We start from the raw sequence: 1,567 nt of genomic DNA, 5'->3' as shown, positions 1-1,567 counted from the left end.
CTGCATCAGCTGCATCTTGTGCCGCTGCTGTTGCTGCATCTGCTGCTTCTGCTGCAGCGTTTGCTGCATCAGTTGCTGCGTTTGCTGCATCAGTTGCTTCTGCTGCTGCATCTACAGCTGCTTCTGCAATACCGTTTGATACAACAGTTGCTGTTGCAGTTGCTGATACGTCAGCTGTTGTTGCATCTGCACCAGTTGTTGCCTTAACAGTTAGTGGGCCTGATGCCAAAGGCATGAATCCTGTTGCTGTTGCCTTTCCAGCCTTCAATGAAACGCTCGCACCAAACAATGTTGATGTTAGTGATTGTGAAGGTGTAAGCGCACCAGCTAGAAGTGCTGAGTATGTTGCATCTCCTGGAACTCCAGCTGCGTTTGTTGCAGTCAGAGTTACTGTAAATGCTTCTCCTGCTGAGTATTCAGCCTTATCAAATGCAAGTGTTACTGCTGTTGGCTTTGCAGCCGCAGAAACTGTTGCAGTTGTTGTGATTGAACCTGAAGTGAATGTAAGTACTGATGAACCTGCAGTTGCACCAGCCGTTAGATCGCAAGACGATGCTGCTGTTGCTGTTGAAGCAGAGCATGTACCTGATGCGATTGAAGCCGCTGTTGCAGATGTAATTGTAGGTGTAACTACAACTACGTTACCTAGTGAATCCTTACCAACAACTGTTACTGCACCAGTCTTTGTTGCCGATGAAAGAATCTGAGTGTTAACAACTGTTGCTGTAAGTGTTGCTAGTGATCCGTAGAATGAAACTGTGTATGTCTTAACAGTCACGCCGTTTACTGAAACAGTTACTGTTCCTGTGCCCTTTTGACCGTTTGGAACTAGCCAGAATCCAACTGCTGATGAACTTGATGGTGTTACTGCAACGTAACCGCCAACAGTTGCGTCATATGTTGTCTGTAGTGAACCAATTGTTGTGCTAACTGCAACTACTTTCCAGCCTGAAGTTAGAGCAACTCCAGCTGCATCCTTCTGAACTACAGAGAACATAGCTGCCTGCGCTATTGAAGCGTCTCCTGCTGAATTTGCTGTAACTGAGAATGCAGCATCTGTTGTTGATGTTGCTGCTGTAACAGTTGATGTGTCTCCAGCGTAACCGTAAACAGTTGATGTTGAGAAGATGTTTGTTACCGCTGCTGCAATAACAGAAACTGCAACAGTCTCTTCTGCTGTTGTTGAGAAGATTCCTGAACCACTTGCTGTCTCAGCAAACACTGTAACAGTAATTGTTCCAACTGCTGGAGTTGTGATTGTCAAAACTCCTGTTTTGTTATCAGGGTAAAGAACTGAAGTTCCACCTGTTGCAATTGAAGTTGAGCCTGTTGCAGTAACAGCTGTTGAGCCTGTTCCGCTGATTGTGATGAAGCGACGCTTGCTGTCTACAGGAGTAGCAACATCTAGGGCAACAGTGTTTGCTGCTCCTGCGATACCTGTTCCTGTTGAGAATGGTGATGCTGCAATGCTCTCACCAGTCTTGTACTTCAATACTGCGTTATCTGCTGCTGAAGCTGAAACAGCTGAGAATGAACCCAGTGTCAAAGCTGCAACTGCTACAAGCGC

General features: G+C 46.2%; 1 protein-coding gene. It reads right to left on the bottom strand.

All coding sequences use genetic code 11. The features are described 5' to 3' along the window. Positions 1-1,567, bottom strand: a 1,567-nt coding sequence (locus ABWP14_RS11440) for a hypothetical protein (RefSeq protein ID WP_353203099.1), incomplete at both ends; no start/stop codon positions are given.

The sequence above is a fragment of the Polynucleobacter sp. genome (assembly GCF_040400325.1).
Lineage (GTDB): Bacteria > Pseudomonadota > Gammaproteobacteria > Burkholderiales > Burkholderiaceae > Polynucleobacter.
Note: the sequence above shows the minus strand (reverse complement) of the source record. Positions and strands in the feature narration are given on the sequence as shown.